Genomic DNA, 18,904 nt, shown 5'->3' on the forward strand with positions numbered 1-18,904 from the left:
AACCAAGGTTATAGGCCAAAAGTGGCAAAACAGAAAAAATTAAGTAAAGGCCAATCTCGCAGGATCAAGGCTAATCATCAAAAGCGCTTAAACAATGCCGATACAAAATTGGCAAAAGGTGGCGCACAAGAGTGGCAAACAGATAATTTGGGCGCAACCGAAAACGCCGTCGTGATCAGCCGTTTTGGCCAACATGCCGATGTAGAAACACAAGAAGGTGACGTATTACGCTGTAATATTCGCCGTACCGTTACTAACTTAGTGTGTGGTGATGAAGTACTATTTCGCCGCGCAAAAGTAAGTGAAGGCGACTTAGCGGGCGTTATTGAAGCAACACAAAAACGCCGCTCGCAGCTTACGCGTCCCGACTTTTACGATGGCGTAAAAGTAATCGCTGCAAATATTGACCAAATTTTAATGGTCTCAGCGGTACTGCCAGAGTTTACGCCCAGTATTATCGACCGTTACTTAATTGCCTGTGAAGACATGGGTATAGAACCTATTTTAGTACTTAATAAAATCGATTTAATCGACGACGAAGGCCTAAATGAAATTCAAAAAATACTCGATATTTATCGAGGCCTTGGTTATCAGGTACTGCTTGTAAGTAGTGTAACCGGCGAAGGCATAGATGATTTAAAAAACGTACTGGTTGATAAAAATAATATTTTTGTTGGTCAAAGTGGCGTAGGTAAATCAACCTTAGTTAACACTGTGCTTCCTGATGCCGAAATATTAACTAAAGAAGTATCAGAAAACAGTGGCTTAGGGCAACATACCACCACTGTATCGCGCTTACATCACCTACCAAGTGGTGGTAACCTAATTGACTCACCGGGAATACGTGAGTTTGGTTTATGGCACTTAGATGTTGAACGGGTAACCTGGTGCTTTAAAGAATTTAGAGAGTTTATAGGTGGATGTCGTTTTAGAGACTGTAAGCATTTAAACGACCCTGGCTGTATAATTCAACAAGCGGTAGCCGATGGCGATATTTCGCAATTGCGATTCGACAGCTACCACCGTATTTTAGAAACAATGGCCGATGGCCGTGCTGGTGCACGCGCACCTCGCGTTTAATTTAGGAAACAATCTGTGAGTTTAGACAAATTTAAAATTGCAATGCAGTATGCAATGCCAAAGCACTTTATTTCACGCGTAGTAGGTAAATTAGCAGCAGCAAAAGCAGGTGCTTTAACTACAACGCTTATTAAACTATTTATTAAACAATATAAAGTAGACATGAACGAGGCTTTATATGAAGACCCAGCGCACTACAAAACGTTTAATGAATTTTTTACTCGCCCATTAAAAGATGGTGTGCGTCCAATGGCGCAAGGCGAGAACGTAATTACTCACCCTGTTGATGGTGCCATTAGCCAACTGGGCGACATTGTTGATGGGCAGCTAATACAAGCAAAAGGTCATGACTACAGTCTACAAGCACTATTAGGTGGCTCTGAAGATGATACAACACCATTTTTAGGCGGAAAATTTGCTACCATTTATTTAGCGCCAAAAGACTACCACCGTATTCATATGCCTATAGACGGCACACTAAGTAAAATGATTTACGTACCGGGCGACTTATTTTCGGTAAACCCGCTTACAGCGCGCAATGTCCCTAATTTATTTGCGCGTAACGAACGTGTAGTGGCTATTTTTGAAACCGAAATTGGCTCACTTGCTATGGTACTTGTAGGAGCAACCATTGTAGCCAGCATAGAGACCGTTTGGGCAGGCACAGTAACACCACCAGCCGGTAGCGATGTGTTTAGCTGGAACTACCCTACTAAAGGCGAAAACGCCATTACTCTTAAAAAAGGTGAAGAAATGGGCCGCTTTAAACTAGGCTCAACAGTGGTATTAGCATGGGGTGCAGATAAAGCAGACATTTTAGACGACCAACTGCCTGAAACAGTAACGCGTTTAAACACCGCATTTGCAACAATTAAAGAAAGTGAAGAGCTGTAAGCCCTCTGAATAAAGAAGTTTTATCACATTGCTCTGTTCTCGTAGTTCACGGTTTTGAGTTCAGAGCAATGTTAATCTATAAGCTAAGTTTGATTTCGCTGCACCTGATGATAATTTAAAACGGTTTAAATGCAATCATTACTAAAATTACGCTTAGCTCTGTAGCAACTTCAACAATACAGTCAGCTTACGCTTATCAAGTTCACCCATTTGCTCGCTATTACTGAGCGCAAAAATAACCCCTTCGTGTTCGGCGCAATTTATATCATCTCGCGATTCAACCACATTTGCCCATAACTCTAAATCATCTATCTCTATTTCGTGGTTTACACAACGTGTTAGCACGTCAATCAATACCGGCTTTGTGAGTGTATAACCGGGAGTACTTTCTTCTGCTGGGGTAGAAATAATCACGCTAATAGCATCATCTCTTTGCTCACCAAAGGTAATAAATTCGGCCAATGCTTTTTGTATATTCATAATATTTGTTATTCTTGCTGCTCTACTGCTGATAAGACTTAAAATGACGAGATTAAACTGCTCACAATGCCACACTGCGCTTAGTTGTAATGTAAACGATATAAACGCATGCTGGTGTAACCAACTACCTGCTATTTTACCGCTTGAAGAGTCAGCAACAAGCTGTTTATGCCCGCAATGTACGCTTAATAAAATAAACGCTTATTTAGCGCATATTTATACTCAGCCAATCAAAGCACAAATTGAGTTTGCTAAAAAATTTAGAGGTAATGACAATTTAATTGAAGGGCTAGACTACACCATGCAAAATGGCTACATGGTGTTTAGTAAATGGTTTTTTTAAAGCGAGGTACATGCTGTAAAAATGGCTGTAAAAATTGTCCTTACAGCTAAATCACAACATGTTGATATACAATACGCGGTTAAATAAGTTCGTTGGGCACATTGTTGCTGTATTGTGCAAATTTATCCGCCCCTTTAAAACGTAACTCGATTGCTTTGATATGCTCTTCTTCGGCGTGTTTCCAAACGCCCGGCACACTATACACATGCTTTAAATAGCAAAAAAACTTATCACGTAGCTGCGGATTAAACTGCCATCCTTGAGCTACATCTGCTACTTGGGCAGCTAAGCCCTCACGAGTATCAGCATGCTTAACTAAGCCTTCTATATTATAACAAGCCTGCCCTACAGTAATTACCCGCTTATTTAGTAACAGCGCTTCTAAACCGACCGTAGAGTTAATAGTGATCACCGCTTCTGCGCATTCAATAAGTTCACAGGTTTTATTGCCGTTTGCAAATAGTGCAATTGGGTCTTTATCGTATAAATGGGTGTAATGCTTGTGCCACGACGGGTGTTCTTTAAAAACGACCTTTAAACTAGGGTCGTTCAATGCTTTCACTGCGCTAACAACTTCATCGTATAGCATTTCCATTGAGTCAATCCATGGCGAAAAGCTCGCTAATTGCGTATCGTGAGGCACTTGAAAAGGCACAAATATGTAGCGTTCAGGTATATTTTCAGCTGCAAAATCACAGCGTTTTTTATGGTTTTCTCGAGGGACAAGCGCCGGTGCATCAAAGTTTAAGGCATTATTTGCATTAAAATTTAAATAAAAATCAGGATCTCGACTTAGCGACGCATTAAAGTTAATCCCTTGAGGGTCTAAACTGGTGGTACCCGGAAGTAAACCATTTTCATAATAAAATTGCTTAATACCCAGTGCCTTGGCAGCCATAGCAACGGTAGTATTAGGCAGTTTATTACCATTCCATATCACCATTACATCAGGGTTAACTTCAGTTAATAAAGCTAAATATTTTGCGTAACGCAAACGCTCAAAAAAGCGCAGCCCCACTTTGTAAACCGCAGATACTAAAGCATTGTTCCAAAGGTTATTACGGGCGCGCTTACGTTTTAGTTGTGCATTAATAACATCGTTAAAATCAACTTTAAACGCTTTACTTAAATAGTGTATAGCTGAAAGCTTTGGCGCCCCCATAACATGCAGTTGGCAATCCATACTCAGCTTTTTGATTATTTTTTTATAGTACTTTGCGTGTACATTTTTGCGGGATATAAATAGGTAAGACATACAATCTGTGCGCGCCAATTATTGTTTATAGGAAATAATACTAAGTGGACACTATTACAAAAGTAAGGTTCACTGCTACGAGTAAATAATTTACAGATGTTACCTAAATTCTTATTATTTTACTACGCAGCGGTGCCATCCTAGATAGAATCTCATTTTGTATGCTATGGCTAATATTTTGCTCTTCCATCGCATTTACAAGTAAGTCCACCACATGGTTAAAATCTTTCTCAGTTATGTGCATCCCAGTATGAATATCTACCATAGAATCTCCTTTGTACTTGCATGGGCCATCAACTAGCATACACATATGCATAATAAAGCCTTCTCTAAAGTGGCTTATGTCGCTGTGTTCAAAATAATGCAGTACTTGTTCATCATTACCTATTTGGTAAATAAAACTGTCTACAATACGCGTAAGCCCCGCTCGGCCATCAAGCTGTTGATAAAGCGATAAATTTGTTGAGCTTGCACACCCTGCCAGGGCACTTAAACACAACCATAAAATGACAACGTTTTTCATTACCAATACCCTGTTACCGATAAGTACCACCCTGTTTGATCGCTCGCACCTGCAATGCTACCTAAATCTAAGTATGCAGCGGTGACACTCACGTGCTTGTTTGGCATCCAAGCAACAAATAAATCTTTCCAGTCTTGTTCACCCAAATTAAGGTTATTAGACTTTTGCCTATACTCTATACCTACGGCAACACTTCGGCTCAAAAACACAGCCGTGCTGCCTTCAAATAAAATTTTTGCATCATCATTTGCCCCACCATAACCAAGCAAACCGAGTTGATTAGCCTCACTGTAGCGAGTTGTGACGTTCCAAAACCAGTTAAGCCCCCCTACAGCGCCTAAGTGGAGTTTACTCGCTGCAAGGTAGTAATCAGTGCCACTAGTATCTTGTGCACCTACTAGGGTCGCAACAGCGCCATCATCAAGGGATTTATGCTGTATACCCACACTCAATTGCGGCCAGTCACTGTAAACTATATCGCCGTATAAACGAATTTTAGCGCCCGTGATAGATTGCTCTATTTCGGTATCAAGTGCAGGCACGTCAAAACGTTGTTGAGCGTAGCTAAGTTCTACACGATTAAATAGGTTAACTTGTGCTCCACATACATCTAAAGTGTAGTCTGTTACATCTGCACGGCTACAAAAGCCATTCACAGAGAACTCGTCTTCGCTGGCGTAACCTGCAAGCTGTGCCCAAGGCACAATACCGCCGCCCCCACTGCCTTCTATTTGCGAAACCCCGGGGGTCGCTAATAATTTACCATCGCTTGCTAAACCAGAAAAGCTCGAGCTAAGTAATAACCCAAGTAATAAACACTTAACTTTTTTCATAATATTCCTTTAGCCACTGTTCTAATAATTCTGCTTTTAAAGGCCTACTTAGGTAGTAACCCTGAGCATGGTCACAATGCATAAGTTTAAGTAAGTCTAACGAATCTCTGTTTTCAACGCCCTCTGCAACAACGCTAAAGCCTAGTTGATGCCCTAAGGTAATAGACGACTGCACTATGTGTTGATCCTTGCGCGACTCATCTAACTTTAAAATAAAGCACTTATCTAACTTTAGCTCATCAATAGGCAGCATTTTTAATCTCCCCAGTGATGTTTGCCCTACGCCATAATCATCCAATGAAATTTTTACACCGATGGCTTTTAAGTTTTGTAATGCTTTTATGCCTTTTTCTTCATTTTCAATCATGTCGCGCTCAGTTAATTCAACAGTAATGAGGGTTGGATCAACATTGTATTTTTTTAGAGTACGCACTAACGCTGAATGAAAACTCGGTGAGGCAATATCTTGTGCTGATACATTAATTGCTGCCTGCATTTCAATCCCTTTAGCCTGCCAATCAGCCACCTGAGAAACCACCGTGTTAACAACCCATGATGTAAGCTCAACAATAAGCCCCGATTGCTCAGCTAAATCAATAAACAGCTCAGGGTTTACCCAGCTGCCATCTTTACGTTGCCAGCGGATCAGTGATTCGACTTTATTTATTTTTTTTGTGTGTAAATGCAGTTTAGGCTGATAGGTCATAAATAATTGCCCATCATCATCGCTAATGGCTTGTTTAAGCTCATCTAACATTTTAAGGCGTTCTAAATGCGCTTCGTCTTCACCATTTTGGTAATAATGAATACTGTCTTGGCTATCTGTTGCATTGTCTACAGCAATAAGTACGCGGCGCATTAAATCGTCGCTGGCAAGACCTTGCATGGGATACTCGACAACCCCAGCGCTAAATCGTAAGTTAATTTTTAACGTTTTAATGGTATAACACGCTAATAGCTGTGCCATTAAACCAACAATACCGCTTTTTTTCTCTCTGGCAGCGGCACTTGGAAACACAGTTAAAAACTCATCGCCACCAATACGCGCATGAAAGCCGCCAAGTTCGTCCGAAAAGCCACTAATTCGATTGGCAACCGCTTTTAAACATTCATCGCCTACGCGTGGGCCTAGCTTATCGTTTATATGCCGTAAACCTTTTATATCAATAGCAACTAGGGTGTATTGTGTAGAGGGAGTCAGCTCATCATCGAGTACTTCAAGCATAGCCGAGCGGTTATAAAAGCCTGTAAGCGAATCATGGCGTGCCTGAAAACTAATTTTTTGTTCACGCTCGTTAATATCGTTACCCATGTTATCAAAGGCGTTAGCAAGAGTTGCTATTTCGGTACTTTGTTTAGATGCATTAAATTCAAATGCGTAATTACCTTGTGCAAATTGCCTGGCAATAACTGCAAGCTGTGAGAGTGGGGTTGTTAAGTTATTTGCCAGTAAACTACTGGTAATAACCCCCACCAGCATCGTTAAAATGGCCATAATAATTAACGTAAACAATAAGTTTTCAAAATCGTTATAGCTTTGCGTTAAATCAGCACTGAGCAAAATTGTTACCGCATCCCCTTGTAGGGAGGGCAACATAATATCTTGGTTTTTATATACAGGATAATCACCAAACAAACGCGTTGTTGTGGTGGTGTTAAAGTAGTTTTTAGGTGAAAAAACCTCTGGGCGATTAAGCAACGAGCTTCTTACTAAGTTGTCCTGCTCAGCAATAAAGCTGACATCCATTCCTGTTAGGTTTTTAAGTTCTAGGGCGACTTCGTCATCAATTTTAAAACCCACTAAGCTGTATGCAACGGTTCTAGGCGCCCTTACAGGTAGTAAAATAACTTGATATAGCTGATTATTAAGAACAACAAAGCTCGATTGCTCTGGCGAAGTTAATAACTCATCCAGTAACGGCTTTAAATTTTGAGGGTACAAATCTGCATTAGTATTGGCTGAAATTAATTTACCTGATAAATCAATCAGTAGCATAAGCTCTGCATCAATACGCTGGCTGTGATTAAACAACACACTACTTATGGTGCCTGCATCGCGAGTGGCAACCGCTTGCTTAAAGCCAAAGTCGGCAGTGAGTACTTTAGCAGCAGTAAGCAGTAGGCTTTCTTTTGCGCTCAGATATTGCTTATATACATTTTGCGCTACGCTAATATCTTGATTTACTTTTTCTTCTTGAAATTTACTTGTAGACCACCAAAAGCTAACAATGCTCACCATAGTGGTCAGTAACACTAAGCCTACACATAAAACAATAATGCGGTTTTTTAAACTGTTAGTCATTACCGCCCTTAAACTTACTACCAAAAGTATTTCGCGGTGCTGGGGTGGAGGTATTAACCTTAATTAGTAACTCATTGTTATTGTTTATTGTTATCATTTTTTTATTTTCCAACGGTACAGTTTGTAGCGCATGCCACACACTCAGCGTAGTCGGTAACGACGTTATGTCTAAAGTTAACTTACCCGTATTATTCGTTTTATAAACGTGTTCACTATTGGCTACATAAATATAGCCAACCATAGAGTCATGAATATTACAGCCTAGTACAACAACACCTTGTTGATCAAAAATTACAGGCTCTTTAGGTTGGCCTGAATAGAGTTTTAGCTGGAAGGGCTTAGCCTGAGAAAAAGAGTAAACATGATGGCGAATATTATCGCTGTTAGGAAAGTTAACCTGCTGGCCTTTTTGCACCACCAGTAAATCAGGCAAAAACGCTTTATGTACTTGGTCCATTACCGCAACGGGTAACGTAGTGCGCTCTGACTTTGTCGCCTTATAAAGCTCAACGACTGCATCTTTTAGTGGTTGACCATGCTGATCTTGAATGACTAAATCAATATTTGCACCCAGTACGCCTTGGCTAAAAAATAAAGTAGCGGCGAGTAAATAACCTCTTTTATTAAAAACTTGCTGCACTTGCCTAAACATATCAATACCTAAAAGTTAATCTTAGGTTAAGTTAATTAGAGACCAGCACTAATTGCAAGGAATATAGCCCAGTAACTAAAAATAAAGACTGGGCTTTGTTTATTTTAATACTTTAGTTGTACTATTTTACAATAAGGTCGTAATCAGTATCTAAAATATTAATTACTTCTTGGCGAGGATCTTCTGGAATTACAATCTCTTTACCAATGATTTTACTGGCAATGCCTACATAAGTGTTAGACACCTCAAGCATGACCGATTCTGGTAAAATAAAGTCTTTAGCAAGCTGCTCTCGCTCATCCATGCGGTCTTTATTTAACAGCACGTCACTTTCTGGCACAGTAGAAATTAATAACTGGCGGAACCCTTCTTTAGAGTTTTCGATTATTTTACCATCTCGGTAAGCCGCGCCATCCCATATGCGCGAAGAGTCTGGGGTGCCTACTTCATCAATATAAATAAGCTGTTGGTTACCGTCTAAATCCTCTACATAACCAAACTCAAATTTTGTATCTACAAATATTTGATCAAGCTTTGCCAGCTCTTCACTAATTAGCTTAAAGCCCTCAACCAATAGCTTTTCGTATTTAGTCACATCCTCTGCCGATTTAAAATTAAATACGTCTAAATTATCAGTGATATTAGCGCGCGTAATATTCACATCATCAACAGGTGGAATATCAGCCACGCCTTCGATAATACCTTTTGTAGAAGGGGTTATTAGTACGTTTTCAAGCTTTTGGTTTGCTCTTAAGCCCTCAGGTAAATCTATGCCACAAAAGTTGCGATCCCCTTTACTGTAATCACGCCACATGCTGCCGGTTATATATTGGCGCGCAATCGCTTCTACTTTTACGGTACTTGCTTTGCGTACAATCCATACATAAGGGTGTGGAATATCAACAATGTGGTTACCCGCAAGGCCAGCTTTATCAAATAACTTAAACCAATGAGATGCAACAGAGTTAAGCGCAATACCTTTACCCGGCACGCCGTTTAAGCCATTTTCGCCTTGCCAAATACAATCAAAAGCAGAAATACGGTCTGAAATAACCATAATTGCCAGCTCAGTTCCTTGCGGAACTTTATAGTTTTTTTCTTTAATGAGGCGTGCGCTGTCTTCATCTGTTAGCCAATAAACCGAACGAACTTTACCGCTGTGTACGCCACCTTTAGTGCGAATGGGTAAGTCATCGTTTACGTCTAAAACTTTATAGCTAGTCATGCTATCTCCGGGGTTAGGGATGCTCATAGAGCAAAGTATGGTATGGGGTTATAAGCGCTATATAATAAATCAGCCTACCCTAAAGCTCAATCAGCACTGAAAACTAAATAACCTGAACTCTGGTTAAGAGACTGACTAGGGCGTGTTGTATTATGGTGATATTTAAATTTATTTTCTCTAGCCAGAGATTTTCAATGAAAGCAAGGCGAATTTACGCGTCAATAGCTGGCCTATTGCAAGTAAACTCAACGCAGTTAGCGCTGAAAATAGCTGCTAGAAATAGGTTTATCACCCAGAGCTCAGGTTAAATAACCACGCAATATTTATATGGCTGTAATAATGCGGTAAACTTAGCGTGCTAACTAGAGGAGTAACGCTTGGATTACCTAACTGCGACCGCAAATAAAAAATACCTAATGTATATTTCGCAAAATTATTCATACGCTATTTTAAGGCCGCTTCAGGCGCAAATTTTAGCCCATGGTGGAGAAGTTCGGTGGTTTTTAGCAGGTAATGAAGTAAACCCCGACTTTTTAGATGATGATGAGCAGCGCTTGCATACAATATCTGATGTGAGAAGCTGGCACCCTGATATAACTTATATTCCAGGCAATATTGTTCCAAGTTTTATTCCTGGTAAAAAAGTTGCTGTTTTTCATGGTTTTAATTCTGAGAAGCGCAGCTCAGAGGGCAATCATGGCCACTTTGCAATACGAGGCTGCTACGACCTATATTGTACACAGGGCCCCAATACTACCACCCGATTTAAAGAGTTGGCGCAACAACATGGTTTTTTTAAAGTAGTAGAAACCGGCTGGCCAACGCTCGACCCCCTATTTACCGATACACAAACTAACCCATACGAAAGCGACGACCCACGTCCAACACTGCTTATTTGCTCTACTTTTTCAAAAAAATTATCACTTGCTCCCAAATTATATGAGCAAATAAAGCATTTTAGCCTACAAGGGAAGTGGCGTATTTTAATGCAGTTTCATCCTAAAATGCCCCAAGAATGGGTTGAGAAATATAAAGCATTAAATAATGAAAACTTAACCTTTATAGAAACCGACAACGTACTCCCTTTGCTTAAAGCTGCAGATGTAATGCTGTGTGATACATCCTCGGTATTATTGATGTTTTTATTACTTAGAAAGCCAGTTGTTACGTTTTGCAATCAAAAACCACTCCCTCACTTACTTGATGTAACTGAAGCCGATAAAGTAGAAGCAGCAATAGAACATGCGTTAACTAAACCTAATAAATTAATGCAAAGTATTGAAGACTATTGCCTAGAGCTCCACCCATATACTGATGGTAAATCTAGCCAACGCGTGCTTAATGCTGCAAATGAATTTTTGCACAAAAAAGAAAAGCTAAAACCTAAACCGCTTAACCTATTTAGAAATCTTAAAATGCGTAAAGAATTCAACTTTTGGGGTTGGTAACACCACACTGTATGATTGAGCTTGATAATGTAACCTTTAAATGGCATAAAAATGATGCCAAGCCTACGCTAAATATCCCAACCCTTAGAATTGATAAAGGCGAGCATATTTTTTTACATGGTCCCAGCGGCGTCGGTAAATCAACCCTGCTTGCGCTATTGGCAGGTATAAACACACCAAGTAGTGGCAACATACGTATTTTAAATCGCGATTTAAATACACTTAGCAATACGCAAAGAGATGTATTTAGAGCGGAGAATATTGGCTATATTTTTCAAAACTTTAATTTATTACCGTATTTAACACCCATTGAGAATGTCACGCTTGGCTGTGAATTTTCAAAAAGCAGAAAACAAAAAGCCTTACAGCAAACAGCAGAGCCCAAGCCAAGCTTACAAAACGAAGCGATACGCTTATTAACAGCATTAGGCTTAAGTGAGTCTTACCATAGTAAAGATGTTGCCTCGCTCAGCATTGGTCAGCAACAGCGGGTTGCCGCCGCTCGCGCATTTATTGGCAGCCCAGAGCTTATAATTGCTGATGAGCCTACCTCGGCACTCGATACCGCAAATAGAGAAAACTTTATAAAGCTGTTATTCGAACAGGCTAAGCGCGCCAACAGTACGTTAGTTTTTGTAAGCCATGACGAAACATTAAAACCGCTATTTAATCGTGCAATTAGCCTAGTTAGCTTGCAGGAGCAGTTATGATCCTGACTAAGTTAGCTTATAAAAGTTTGCTAAATCGCCGAGCAAGTGTACTGCTCACATTGTTTACCATTGCTATTAGCGTAATGCTTTTACTAAGTATTGAGCGAATTCGCGTGGATGCAAAAACCAGTTTTAGTAATACCATCTCTGGGACAGACCTAATTGTAGGCGCCCGCACCGGCGATATTCAATTACTGCTTTCCTCTGTATTTAGAATAGGTTACGCCAATAATGGGGTGAGCTGGCAAAGTTATCAGTACATCGCAGCTCAACGTGGTGTTAAATGGAGTATTCCTATTAGTTTAGGCGACAGCCACAAAGGCCAAGCTGTACTAGGTACAAGCCGTGATTACTTTACCCACTATCGCTTTGGTAAAAAACAAACGTTAAGTTTTCAACAAGGCCACGCGTTTAAGCATTTAAACCAGGTGGTACTAGGCAGCGATGTAGCGAGCCGTTTAGGGTATACACTAGGTGATAACATAGTGATCTCACACGGGATGGGTAATACGAGCTTTCACCATCATAAAGACAACCCGTTTACTGTTATCGGTATTTTATACGCCACTGGCACGCCAGTAGATAAAACCTTACACATACCTCTAGCAGCTATTGATTTAATACATGGTGGTTCACATTCTGCGAATAATGAGCACGATGAGAATAACAACCTAATCGGTGAGCCAAGTCAAATTACTGCGTTTTTAATGGGATTCGACTCGCCTTTATACACATTGCAAATTAGGCGTAATATCAACCAATACAAAAAAGAGCCACTTCTGGCCATTATGCCCACAGTGACCTTAAAAGAGCTGTGGCAAATGCTCGCCATTGTCGAAAAAGTACTCTTACTGTTTTCAGGCGTTGTTATATTAGTCAGTTTATTGGGCATGTTGACCACACTACTGGCCAATTTAAATCAACGCCGAAGAGAGCTTGCTATATTGCGCTCAGTAGGCGCACGGCCATGGCAGCTATTTACACTAATAAGCATGGAATCGTTATTTACAACATTATTAGGCTGCCTAGTTGGCTGTGGTTTGTATTATGGCGTTATGCTTATCAGTAGCAGCTATTTGCAAAGCCATGCAGGCATAAGCGTTAATATTGCCATGCTCTCTTACTATGAACTCACTTTAATAGGCGTTATTATGGCCGCTGGGTTTATAATTGGCTTAATACCAGCTACCCGCGCTTACTTTTATTCGCTTAGCGATGGTATGAGTATAAAAACTTAACTTTAGGAATTTCATGATACTTTTTAAATCCGCGCTTTATTACTGCACGCTAGCAAGCTGCCTACTTATTAGCTTTGTCAGTAGTGCAAACCCGCCGAAAGAAATTTTTTGGGAAGACTTAATCCCAAAAGGGCATGTACAAATAGATATCCAAGCACAAGCTAACCACGAAGGCAGTGAACAAAACTGGGTGCAGCCAGAGCTAGATGCACCTGTGGTTGAAGCATTAAATGGCCAATCAGTGAGCTTACCGGGGTTTGTTGTCCCACTTGAGGGCGACAGTGAAGTCATTACAGAGTTTTTGCTTGTGCCATACTTTGGCGCGTGTATTCACGTACCGCCCCCGCCGCCAAATCAAATCGTTCATGTAACAGTAAAAGGCGGCGTACCCATTGAGAGCCTGTATGATGCGATTGTTGTTACCGGCGTTATCAGTACCGAAACCTGGTCTGGTGAAATAGCCCAAGTGGGCTATAAAATGAAAGCCGTCGGTGTGGCACCGTTTGAGCTATAACACGGCTATTTTTGGCAGTGCTTACAAAACACCGTACTGCGCTGCCCTAGCCTAATTTCTTCAAGTGGCGTTTTACACGTTACGCACGCCTCTCCTTTTCGCCCGTACACTAACAACTGCTGTGCAAAATAACCTGGTTTGCCATCACTTTGGGCAAAGTCTTTAAGGGTTGTACCGCCTTGTGTTATTGCCGCTGCTAGAGTGTCTTTAATAATAGGGATCAGGGTTTGATATCGCTTTAACGATACTTTGCCTGCTTCGCGTTTTGGGTGTATTCCCGCCTTAAATAACGACTCATTGGCATAAATATTACCTACGCCCACCACTACCGCGTTATCCATAATAAATTGCTTCACGGGGACTTTTTTATTTCGCGATTGCTCGTATACACGCTTTGCAAAAAAATCATCCGTAAGCGGCTCAGGGCCAAGTTTTGAGAGTAACTTATGAACATCCCCCGGTGCTTGCCATAAACAGCAACCAAACCGGCGTGGGTCATTTAATCGCAGCGCCTTGTCATTACTAAGAACAAACTCAACATGATCATGCTTTTTAAGCGGCTCGCGTTTATCCACAACGCGCAAATTACCCGACATTCCCAAATGTAAAATAGCACTCCCTAATTCGCAGTGCAGTAATAGATACTTTGCACGGCGCTCAATTCCCTCTACCCTCAACCCCTCTAACTGATAAACATCATCGGGCACAGGCCATCGCATGCTGGCATTATAAATATTTACCTTCGTAACTACCTGGTTTTCTACATGCGGGGTGATCCCCAGTCTACTTACTTCTACCTCTGGTAATTCAGGCATTAATGCAACTCACTTTTTGAAAAATCAACACTTGGAAATAACTGCTTTGCAGTCGCTAAATCAAGCCCCATCACGCGCTGGCTATTTTTTTCCAACAAATAATACCTACCGTTACCTTTGTAAAGTAAATAAACCCAAGGTAAGCGCTCACCAGCCAACTCAAAGGTGGCCACATACAATGGTGAGTTTGGATTAAATACAACAGACTCATTTACCTGCATCAACGCAGCCGTTTGCCAATGGTTAATTAGCTCAGCTAATTGCTGCTGTGATGCATCCCACCTCACGGGCGTATTTTCTTTTAATGCGGTTGTACGCCAACTTGTACCAATACGTTCAATTTTCTGATCAACAAAGCTCAGTGTTAACACAAAACTTTGCAATGGCAGTACCGGTTGTAATGTAGGCTCGTCTTCGCCCCCTAAAAACTGCTTATGCCAGCCATTTAAAAAGAAGATCATAATCAACATCGAAAAAATAATAACGTTGTTCCAACCTTTGCGGCCCAGTCGCATATTTATACACCCAGTAAATTCAAGATTTTAAAGTGTAACTAAAACTTAATTGCACTGTCTATATGTTAAAGGCCACAGACTTTGGTAGAATATCGGCAAATTTAAAGGAGTTCCGTCAATGTCTATGTATGTAGTGGGCCATAAAATCCCAGATTCAGATTCTATTTGTGGTGCAATTGCACTTGCTTATTTAAAAAACCAAATCGATGAGCCAGCAATTCCAACACGCCTTGGTGAAGTGTCACCAGAAACTCAATTTATCCTAGATAAATTTGGCTTCGAAGCACCTGAGCTTAAATTAAGCTACGCTGGCGAAGATGTATATATTGTTGACCACACAGAAAAAACACAAGCACCTGATGATATCGACCAAGCACGTGTTGTTGGCGTAGTCGATCACCATAAACTAGGCGATTTAACGTCATCTACACCGCTTGAGTGTTGGATCCGTCCGGTAGGCTGTTCAAACACCATTATTAAAATGATGTATGACTTCTACAACGTAGAAATCCCTAAAGATATTGCTGGCATCATGCTATGTGCAATTTTAAGCGATACCGTTATTTTTAAATCGCCGACCTGTACAACGGCTGATATTAAATGTGTAGAAGCACTAGCAGAAATTGCCGGCATTGAAGACTTTAAAGAACTAGGCATGGACATGTTCCGTGTTAAGTCAGCTGTTGAAGACACCCCTGTGCGTGACTTAGTAATGCGTGACTTTAAAGACTTCAACATGAACGGTCACCTAGTGGGCATTGGCCAGCTAGAGGTTATTGACCTTGCAGTGTTTGACGAAATTAAAGCAGACTTAGAAGCCGATATTGCTAAGCTAAAAATTGAAGGCAACCGCCACTCAGTATTTTTACTGCTTACCGACATCATGAAAGAAGGCTCACAAATGCTGATCGCTTCAGATGATGCAAACCTTGTAGAGCAAGCTTACGGTGAAAAGCCGAGCGAAGATAAAGTATGGCTAGATGGCGTATTAAGCCGTAAAAAGCAAGTAGTGCCACCACTACAAGACGTGTTTGCCAAGCTATAAGCTGTATACTCAGCAATCAAACATACATTATTAAGCACCGCATTTGTAACAATTGCGGTGCTTTTTTATTGGTAGGCGTGAAGCTTGCTCACGCAAAAAGAAAAAGCGTACAGATTTTATATCAACGCGCCAGTAAGCATGGCGCCTATAGGCCATGCATCACGCCCTATCTACATCAAACGCGATGACTTCTTTTATTGTATCTTTAGCGGTGGCTAGCATAACTAACCTGTCTATACCCATAGCAACGCCTGCGCATTGCGGTAAGCCGTGCTCAAGTGCGGCGATTAAGCGGGTATCCATAGGCACGTGGTTTAACCCATTGGCAGCGCGATAGGCGTTATCTTCATCAAAGCGTTTTGCCTGCTCTGTCGCATTGGTTAACTCATTAAAGCCGTTCGCTAATTCCATATTTTTATAATAAAGCTCAAAGCGCCCTGCTACGCGGTTATCATGCTCACAAATCTGTGCCAGTGCCGCTTGCGATGCCGGAAAGTGATACACAAAACACGGCTTAGTTTGCCCAATAGTTGGCTCTACTTTCATACAAAATAACAGCTGCAGTAAGGTATCTTTATTGGTTTCGTTTTCGGCTATATCGGCAAAGCCGTGATCGCAGGCAAGTGTTTGCAATTGCCTAAGCGTAGCTGCTAATGGGTCAAGCGCTAACACTTGCTCAAATGCTTGTTGGTAAGTAAGACGCTCTGCAGGCTCTACATTTAAAATGAGCTGCATTAGCTCATCCATTTCATCCATTAATGCAAACTCATCAAACCCAGGGCGATACCACTCAAGCATGGTAAATTCGGGGTTATGATGGCGCCCCGCTTCTTCGTTTCTAAATGCCTTACAAAGCTGAAATATGGGCCCTGAGCCTGCTGCTAGCAAACGCTTCATTGCAAATTCAGGCGATGTTTGTAAATAAAGCGGCAAGCCACCAGCGTGGCCTGGGCCTACAAACTGTGTATTAAAACTTGCTAAATGCACATCGGTTACACTGGCACTGCTTAAGCTCGGGGTTTCTACTTCCATTACATTACGCGTATAAAAAAACTCACGAATGGTTCTCAGTATGGCTGCACGTTGCTTAAGGGTGTTTATACTTGCACTAGGTGCCCAAGGTGTTGCTGACATATTTTCTCCAAAAAAAATCCCAGCTTAAGCCGGGATTTTATAAACCGTACTCAAGCTTACTTAACACGGCCTACATATTCACCGCTACGGGTGTCTACTTTAATTACTTCACCAATTTGTACGAATAATGGAACACGTACTACTGCACCAGTGCTAAGCGTTGCAGGTTTACCGCCTGTGCCCGCTGTATCGCCTTTAAGGCCAGGATCAGTTTCAGTGATCTCAAGCTCAACAAAGTTAGGTGGAGTAACCGCGATTGGGCTACCGTTCCATAATGTAATAGTACATACATCGTTTTCAACTAACCATTTAACGGCATCGCCAAGTGCTTTTTCGTCAGCGGCAATTTGTTCAAATGTTTCGTTGTTCATGAAATGCCAAAACTCACCGTCTGTGTATAGGTACGCTAAGTCGGTATCCATTACATCGGCGCCTTCAACTGATTCACCCGATTTAAAGGTTTTTTCAAGCACCTTACCAGAGATAAGTTTGCGGATACGAACACGGTTAAACGCTTGGCCTTTACCAGGTTTTACCATTTCATTTTCTAAAATACTGCAAGGTTCGCCGTCCATCATAATTTTTAGGCCGCCCTTGAACTCGTTGGTGCTATAATTCGCCATCGTTTCCTCTATTTAATTTTTTTCGAGTAATCTACGTGCCAATGATACAAAGAAATGAAGCAAATTTGCATAAAAACTGGCAAAAAGAATTAGCAAATGTAGTTACCTGCCCAAAAACCTTGCTTGAAATGGTCGGTTTATCGAGCCAAGCCCATGAAAACGACCTAAAAGCCCGCAGTTTATTTCCGGTACGCGTGCCAGTCCCTTTTATAAAAAAAATACGCAAGGGCGATGCAAACGACCCCTTATTGCTACAAGTTATGCCACGCCATCAAGAGTTTTTAACCAAAACAGGTTTTAATAAAGACCCTTTACTAGAGCAAGACAACGAACAGCCTGGGCTTTTACATAAATATAAATCCCGTGTTTTAATTATGTTTAAAACTGGCTGTGCAGTAAATTGCCGTTACTGCTTTAGACGCCACTTCCCGTATCAAGAAAACCAGCTTAATAAAAAAAGCCTGCTTGATGCGCTGAGCTATATAAAATCAGATGCCAACATAAACGAAGTGATTTTAAGTGGTGGCGACCCACTTATGGCCAAAGACGATGCCATTAGCTGGTTTTTAGATGAGCTTGAACAGTTACCTCAAATTAAACGCATGCGAATACACAGCCGTTTGCCTGTTGTTATACCTGCGCGTATTACCGATGAGCTGTGCGAGAGGCTAAAGCAATCACCGCTAAAAATTATATTTATTAACCATATAAATCATGCCAACGAAATAGACGACGAGTTTAAAGCCGCCATGCAAAAGCTAAAGCAAGCAGGCGTAACGTTATTAAACCAGGCAGTTATTTTAAAAGAGGTGAACGACACCGTTGAGGCACAAATAAATTTAAGTGAGGCGTTATTTGATGCAGACGTACTGCCTTACTATTTATATTTGCTAGATAAGGTTGAAGGCGCAAGCCACTTTGATATTAACGAAGAGCAAGCAATAGAAATAATGGCAGAACTATTAAAAGCCCTGCCTGGATTTTTAGTGCCTAAATTAGTAAGAGAAATAGGCGGTCAAAAAAGCAAAACACCTATCGACCTTAAGTTAGGGCGTGTTAACCTTTGATGGTTGAATTTGCAGCAGTATGTTTGGCTTTTAGGCAAGGCTGAGCCTGTGTAGTGTGGTTATTCCCCATAAATAGGCGATAACGCAGCATAAATGCCAAACATGCGCTGCCCTTCGGGTTCTTCCTAGGGGCGATGAACTCTTTGTTGCCTACATGGATGTAGGTAAGGGGCGTGAGCAGGACGCGGAAGCTTTACTCGGTTTTTAC

At 41.2% G+C, this 18,904-nt stretch carries 19 protein-coding genes and 1 pseudogene; 9 read left to right on the top strand and 11 right to left on the bottom strand.

What is annotated here, in order from left to right; all coding sequences use genetic code 11:
* Positions 1-21: 21 nt before the first annotated feature.
* Together rsgA and asd are read left to right on the top strand one after the other, a co-directional pair.
* The gene (gene rsgA / locus PSI06_RS02645; protein WP_273604294.1) at positions 22-1,080 is read left to right on the top strand and encodes a small ribosomal subunit biogenesis GTPase RsgA; all 1,059 of its coding nucleotides are present in this window, start codon (positions 22-24) and stop codon (positions 1,078-1,080) included.
* Between the two features lie 15 nt (positions 1,081-1,095).
* A complete protein-coding gene (gene asd / locus PSI06_RS02650) occupies positions 1,096-1,974 on the top strand; it encodes an archaetidylserine decarboxylase (RefSeq protein WP_273604295.1) in 879 nt (292 codons plus the stop codon).
* Positions 1,975-2,127: 153 nt separating this feature from the next.
* On the opposite strand, the gene PSI06_RS02655 is transcribed toward asd, so the two are convergent.
* On the bottom strand, positions 2,128-2,454 hold the full coding sequence (locus PSI06_RS02655; RefSeq protein ID WP_273604296.1) for a hypothetical protein: 327 nt from the start codon (positions 2,452-2,454) through the stop codon (positions 2,128-2,130).
* A gap of 43 nt (positions 2,455-2,497) precedes the next feature.
* Between PSI06_RS02655 and PSI06_RS02660 the strand changes: the two are divergent.
* Positions 2,498-2,847: pseudogene (locus tag PSI06_RS02660) on the top strand (DUF5522 domain-containing protein).
* Positions 2,848-2,876: 29 nt separating this feature from the next.
* Here the strand turns inward: PSI06_RS02660 and PSI06_RS02665 are convergent.
* The 6 genes from PSI06_RS02665 to PSI06_RS02690 all read right to left on the bottom strand — a co-directional run bounded on the left by PSI06_RS02665 (position 2,877) and on the right by PSI06_RS02690 (position 9,587).
* On the bottom strand, positions 2,877-3,980 hold the full coding sequence (locus tag PSI06_RS02665; protein ID WP_096739093.1) for a capsular polysaccharide export protein, LipB/KpsS family: 1,104 nt from the start codon (positions 3,978-3,980) through the stop codon (positions 2,877-2,879).
* A gap of 175 nt (positions 3,981-4,155) precedes the next feature.
* Positions 4,156-4,575 carry a group I truncated hemoglobin gene (locus PSI06_RS02670; protein ID WP_029773274.1) on the bottom strand — a complete coding sequence of 140 codons (420 nt, stop codon included), beginning with the start codon at positions 4,573-4,575 and terminating at the stop codon, positions 4,156-4,158.
* Complete coding sequence (locus PSI06_RS02675; protein ID WP_029773273.1) at positions 4,575-5,408, bottom strand: DUF3034 family protein; 834 nt, start codon at positions 5,406-5,408, stop codon at positions 4,575-4,577. The genes PSI06_RS02670 and PSI06_RS02675 overlap by 1 nt, the downstream gene beginning before the upstream one ends.
* Positions 5,395-7,710, bottom strand: coding sequence for a bifunctional diguanylate cyclase/phosphodiesterase (locus PSI06_RS02680; protein WP_273604297.1), 2,316 nt, complete (start codon positions 7,708-7,710; stop codon positions 5,395-5,397). Before PSI06_RS02680 ends, PSI06_RS02675 begins: the two co-directional genes overlap by 14 nt.
* Positions 7,703-8,362, bottom strand: a complete 660-nt coding sequence (locus PSI06_RS02685) for a methylamine utilization protein (protein WP_273604298.1) — start codon at positions 8,360-8,362, stop codon at positions 7,703-7,705. The genes PSI06_RS02680 and PSI06_RS02685 overlap by 8 nt, the downstream gene beginning before the upstream one ends.
* Before the next feature lie 121 nt (positions 8,363-8,483).
* Positions 8,484-9,587: a phosphoribosylaminoimidazolesuccinocarboxamide synthase gene (locus PSI06_RS02690; RefSeq protein WP_121637976.1), complete on the bottom strand. Its 1,104-nt coding sequence runs from the start codon at positions 9,585-9,587 to the stop codon at positions 8,484-8,486.
* 377 nt (positions 9,588-9,964) lie between these two features.
* On the opposite strand from PSI06_RS02690, the gene PSI06_RS02695 reads away from it, so the two are divergent.
* From PSI06_RS02695 to PSI06_RS02710, 4 genes are read left to right on the top strand one after another with little or no spacing between them, the layout of a single operon-like run.
* Positions 9,965-11,035: a CDP-glycerol glycerophosphotransferase family protein gene (locus tag PSI06_RS02695; protein ID WP_004589069.1), complete on the top strand. Its 1,071-nt coding sequence runs from the start codon at positions 9,965-9,967 to the stop codon at positions 11,033-11,035.
* An 11-nt stretch (positions 11,036-11,046) separates the two neighbouring features.
* Positions 11,047-11,745, top strand: a complete 699-nt coding sequence (locus PSI06_RS02700) for an ABC transporter ATP-binding protein (RefSeq protein ID WP_273604299.1) — start codon at positions 11,047-11,049, stop codon at positions 11,743-11,745.
* Positions 11,742-12,983: an ABC transporter permease gene (locus PSI06_RS02705; protein ID WP_273604300.1), complete on the top strand. Its 1,242-nt coding sequence runs from the start codon at positions 11,742-11,744 to the stop codon at positions 12,981-12,983. The genes PSI06_RS02700 and PSI06_RS02705 overlap by 4 nt, the downstream gene beginning before the upstream one ends.
* 13 nt (positions 12,984-12,996) lie before the next feature.
* Entirely contained in the window at positions 12,997-13,497 is a 501-nt protein-coding gene (locus PSI06_RS02710; protein ID WP_273604301.1) for a DUF3299 domain-containing protein, read from the top strand.
* 5 nt (positions 13,498-13,502) lie between these two features.
* Here PSI06_RS02710 and mutM read toward each other — a convergent pair whose 3' ends face one another.
* Together mutM and PSI06_RS02720 are read right to left on the bottom strand one after the other, a co-directional pair.
* Positions 13,503-14,312 (bottom strand): bifunctional DNA-formamidopyrimidine glycosylase/DNA-(apurinic or apyrimidinic site) lyase, encoded by an 810-nt coding sequence (gene mutM, locus PSI06_RS02715; RefSeq protein WP_273604302.1) that lies wholly within the window; start codon positions 14,310-14,312, stop codon positions 13,503-13,505.
* Positions 14,312-14,827 (bottom strand): hypothetical protein, encoded by a 516-nt coding sequence (locus PSI06_RS02720; RefSeq protein WP_273604303.1) that lies wholly within the window; start codon positions 14,825-14,827, stop codon positions 14,312-14,314. The genes mutM and PSI06_RS02720 overlap by 1 nt, the downstream gene beginning before the upstream one ends.
* A 118-nt stretch (positions 14,828-14,945) precedes the next feature.
* Between PSI06_RS02720 and PSI06_RS02725 the strand changes: the two genes are divergently transcribed.
* Positions 14,946-15,872 carry a manganese-dependent inorganic pyrophosphatase gene (locus tag PSI06_RS02725; protein ID WP_004589063.1) on the top strand — a complete coding sequence of 309 codons (927 nt, stop codon included), beginning with the start codon at positions 14,946-14,948 and terminating at the stop codon, positions 15,870-15,872.
* Positions 15,873-16,031: 159 nt separating this feature from the next.
* Here the strand turns inward: PSI06_RS02725 and epmA are convergent, their stop codons facing one another.
* A complete protein-coding gene (gene epmA / locus PSI06_RS02730; RefSeq protein WP_054983914.1) occupies positions 16,032-17,006 on the bottom strand; it encodes an elongation factor P--(R)-beta-lysine ligase in 975 nt (324 codons plus the stop codon).
* Positions 17,007-17,062: 56 nt separating this feature from the next.
* On the bottom strand, positions 17,063-17,629 hold the full coding sequence (gene efp / locus PSI06_RS02735) for an elongation factor P (RefSeq protein ID WP_004587956.1): 567 nt from the start codon (positions 17,627-17,629) through the stop codon (positions 17,063-17,065).
* A gap of 41 nt (positions 17,630-17,670) precedes the next feature.
* On the opposite strand from efp, the gene epmB reads away from it, so the two are divergent.
* Positions 17,671-18,696, top strand: coding sequence for an EF-P beta-lysylation protein EpmB (gene epmB, locus PSI06_RS02740; protein WP_273604304.1), 1,026 nt, complete (start codon positions 17,671-17,673; stop codon positions 18,694-18,696).
* Positions 18,697-18,904 lie beyond the last annotated feature (208 nt).

This window comes from Pseudoalteromonas sp. GABNS16E (assembly GCF_028598715.1).
Lineage (GTDB): Bacteria > Pseudomonadota > Gammaproteobacteria > Enterobacterales > Alteromonadaceae > Pseudoalteromonas > Pseudoalteromonas atlantica.